Source organism: Streptomyces sp. RP5T (genome assembly GCF_003933965.1).
Classification (GTDB): Bacteria; Actinomycetota; Actinomycetes; order Streptomycetales; family Streptomycetaceae; genus Streptomyces.
This window is the reverse complement of record NZ_RSAJ01000766.1, coordinates 1-3,375: the sequence shown is the minus strand read 5'-3', so window position 1 is coordinate 3,375 and position 3,375 is coordinate 1. Positions and strand designations below refer to the sequence as shown.

The window sequence follows — 3,375 nt, the reverse complement described above, 5'->3', positions numbered from 1 at the left end:
CACCCGGCCCGCCCCCGTCACAAGGTCACGCGGATTCCGACCGTCCCCTCCGACCCGCGGCGCAGTCTGCTGCCGAGGAGGGTGAGTCGGCCGAGGATCCCGTACTTGCGGGCCAGGAGTTGCCGGTAGCGGGCGGTGGTCGTCGCGTCGCAGATCTCGGCCCTGGCCGGGATCTGGTCGCCGGTCGGGTTGCCCCGCATGTCGCAGGGGCCGACCAGGACGTCCGCGCGAGCCCGGATCCGTTTCACCTTCCAGGCGTCGGCGACCGTCCACACACCGAGTGCGTCCCCGTCGCGGACCACCCATACGGGGGTCGCGACCGGCGTGCCGTTCTTGCGGAAGCTGGTGAGCAGCAGGTACTTGCCCGCGCCGAGCCGCTCCAGCGGCGTGTCGTCCATGACAAAAGTCTAGGCAAACATGTTCGATCCGCGCAGGTGCGGCACGGATCGAAGACGGCTCCGAGCCGGGGCGGCTGCGCGGGCGGACGGTGTCCGATCGCGCGCCGAGCCGGGCACGACTCCCTGGAACCCCGCCAACACGCCTCTGTTCGTGGCCGATTGACGTGCCTCCGGGGTGTCCCGCCGCACCCGGACACCCGCTGTCGTGAACGCGCCCGGCTCCGGCCGCGTATGCAAGGAGGGCGCTCAACGACCGGAGGGCCCTGCGGTGCAGACACCGCTTGTTCGGGTTCGGGAGCCATGCATGAGGCACGCACGACGACGGGTCGTCCGGCGAGTGACACGGCTGGCGGCAGTCGGCGGACTCCTCCTGGGAGGTGTGATGGTCACGCGGGCCGTCGCGAGCGAACCTCCCGCGGCCACCACCGTGCCGCACACCTACGCCATGAAGGCAGGGCAGACCGGGGCCGAGCTCGTGTCGCGGCTCGGCAGTGCCCGTACCGCGGGCACCTGGATCGGCACCGACGGCAAGCCGGTCGTCGCCGTCACCGACGAGCGGGCGGCCGCCGAGGTGCGCGCGGCGGGTGCCAGGGCGAAGGTCGTCGGGCACAGCATGGACGAGCTCAAGTCGGCGGCGAGCACGCTGCGTTCGGCACCCCGGGTCGCGGGGACCGCCTGGTCGATGGACTACCGGACCAACGAGGTGGTGGTGCAGGGCGACAGCACCGTCTCGGCGTCCGACTGGGCCGCGATGACGAAGGTCGCGGACGGCATCGGCGGCTTCGTCCGCATGGAGCGCACCGAGGGCACCTTCACTCCCCGCCTGAACGGGGCGCAGCCGATCCTGTCGACCGGCGGACGCTGTTCGGCGGGCTTCAACGTGACCAACGGCCAGAGCGACTTCATCCTCACGGCCGGGCACTGCGGTCCCGCCGGCTCGGTCTGGTTCGCGGACACCGGGGGCACCAACCAGCTCGGCAGGACGGTCACCCAGAGCTTCCCGGGCGACGACTTCTCGCTGGTGCAGTACGCCGACGGGAAGGCGGGCGACGGCGCCGGTGTCGTGTTCATCGGCAACGGCAAGGGCGTGCAGATCACCGGCGCGGGCGATCCGTCCATCGGGCAGCGGGTGTTCCGCAGCGGCAGCACGAGCGGCCTGCGCGACGGCCAGGTGACGGGGGTCAACTCGACGGTGAACTACCCGGAGGGCACGGTCACCGGGCTGATCGAGACGAACGTGTGCGCCGAGCCCGGGGACAGCGGTGGCCCGATGTTCTCCGAGGGGATCGCCCTCGGGATCACCTCGGGCGGCAGCGGTGACTGCAAACAGGGCGGCACGACGTTCTTCCAGCCGGTGACGAAGGCGCTGGACGAGCTCGGCGTGCAGTTGATCGTGTCGAACCCGGCCGCCGCCGGCGGAGCCTCTCCCGCGCCGTCGGCCACCTCCGCGCAGGGCTCGATCGCTCCCGGTGCCGCCTCTCCCGGTTCCTCGGCGGCGGTGCAGGGGGCCGAGGGCACGCCCCTGCTGAGCCGGCTCACGGACACCCGTAACGTCGGGCCGGGGCTGCTGGTGCTCGGAGGGAGCCTGATCGCGCTGGTGGCGACCCGGTACATCCGCTCGGAGCAGGACCGCAAGGCGTACCAGCGGTACTACTCGGCCACGTGGGGCTGAGTCCTGGGGTCATCCCAGGCTGAGCAGGACCGTGGCCAGGCCCGTACCCGCGAGGCCCAGCACTTGTTTCCGGCTCAGCCGTTCGTGCAGCAGGGCGAGTCCGAGGATCACGGGGAGGGCCGGGTAGAGGGAGGCCAGGACGACGGCGACGGCCAGCAACTGCCGCTGGGCGGCGAGCAGATAGAGGATGAGCCCGAGGGCGGCGCCCGCTCCGACGAGCAGGGCCTGCACGGCTCGCACGGGCGGCAGACGCACTCGCGCCGGGCGCCGTGCCGCCGCGGGCAGCAGTACGAGTACGGCGGCGGCCCGTCCCGCGGCCACCGGCCACAGGCCGCCGCCGGCACCGGACTGGGCGAGGGCGATGTACTGGAGCGCGATGCCCGCGCTGGCGAGCAGCCCGTCGGGGACGCCTCCGCCGCCGTCGGTGGCGCCGCCGCAGACCATCCAGAGCGCGGGCACGGTGAGGGCGATGCCCAGCCAGGCCACGGCGGTCGGCCGGTCTCCGAGGAGCACTCCGCACACCACGGAGAGGGCGACCCCGGTGACGGCGCTCACAGGTACGACGACGCTCATCGCGCCGTGGCTGAGGCCGCGGTTGAGGAAGTGCATGGCGGCGCCGCTCCCGACGCCGGAGAGCGCGCCCCACAGGAGGTCGGCGGGGCGTACGGCCTCGGCCGGGAGGAGGAGCGCGGCGGTGGTCGCGAGCAGCAGGCCGCCGATCTGGCCGAGGAAGGTGACGGCGGCGAAGTGGGCGCGACGGGACAGCAGACCGCCGACGAAGTCGACGATGCCGTAGCAGACCGCTGAGGCCAGTGCGAGGAGAGGGCCCATCCCGTCAGGGATGCCCAGGGACGGGGCGGTGATGCCCCGCGGGGGTCCGTGGGGTCAGGCCGCCCGGACCGGCTGCGGAGCGGCGGCGGCCCACTCCAGGACGAGACGCTGGTACTCCTCGCGCTGCTCGCCGCTCAGTGTCCCGCCCGCCCGGCGCCACAGTGCCCGGATCTCCTCGTTGACCTCGTCGGCCGATCGATCGGTCACGGGTTCAACAGTGGTGGACATGATGTGAAGCATACGGCGCCGGAAGTGAAGGCGCCGTGAGCAATCACACCAGAAAAGGACATAGCGGACCGTGTTGCTGATCACGTCCCGCTGATCACGCCCCCTGTCAATACCTGTGGCCCGCTTCACACTTCGGCCACACCCAGGACCAGCACCTGGATCGCGAGTACGGCGGCACCGCGCGCCCAGTCGTGAAAGTCCGACACCCTGGTCTCCAGGTCGACGGGGGTGGCCAGGGGGTGGCGG

At 72.2% G+C, this 3,375-nt stretch carries 4 protein-coding genes and 1 pseudogene; 1 reads left to right on the top strand and 4 read right to left on the bottom strand.

Annotated features, from left to right (window positions below):
- Positions 1 to 17: 17 nt before the first annotated feature.
- Positions 18 to 398, bottom strand: coding sequence for a PPOX class F420-dependent oxidoreductase (locus EHS43_RS40625; protein WP_125195553.1), 381 nt, complete (start codon positions 396 to 398; stop codon positions 18 to 20).
- A gap of 304 nt (positions 399 to 702) precedes the next feature.
- On the opposite strand from EHS43_RS40625, the gene EHS43_RS40620 reads away from it, so the two are divergent.
- On the top strand, positions 703 to 2,070 hold the full coding sequence (locus tag EHS43_RS40620) for a S1 family peptidase (protein ID WP_125195552.1): 1,368 nt from the start codon (positions 703 to 705) through the stop codon (positions 2,068 to 2,070).
- Positions 2,071 to 2,079: 9 nt separating this feature from the next.
- On the opposite strand, the gene EHS43_RS40615 is transcribed toward EHS43_RS40620, so the two are convergent.
- The 3 genes and pseudogenes from EHS43_RS40615 to EHS43_RS48470 form a co-directional block, all read right to left on the bottom strand.
- Positions 2,080 to 2,901 carry an EamA family transporter gene (locus tag EHS43_RS40615; RefSeq protein WP_125195551.1) on the bottom strand — a complete coding sequence of 274 codons (822 nt, stop codon included), beginning with the start codon at positions 2,899 to 2,901 and terminating at the stop codon, positions 2,080 to 2,082.
- A 54-nt stretch (positions 2,902 to 2,955) separates the two neighbouring features.
- Entirely contained in the window at positions 2,956 to 3,141 is a 186-nt protein-coding gene (locus EHS43_RS40610; protein ID WP_125195550.1) for a hypothetical protein, read from the bottom strand.
- Between the two features lie 113 nt (positions 3,142 to 3,254).
- A pseudogene (locus tag EHS43_RS48470) lies at positions 3,255 to 3,375 on the bottom strand (MarR family transcriptional regulator); the annotation flags it as partial.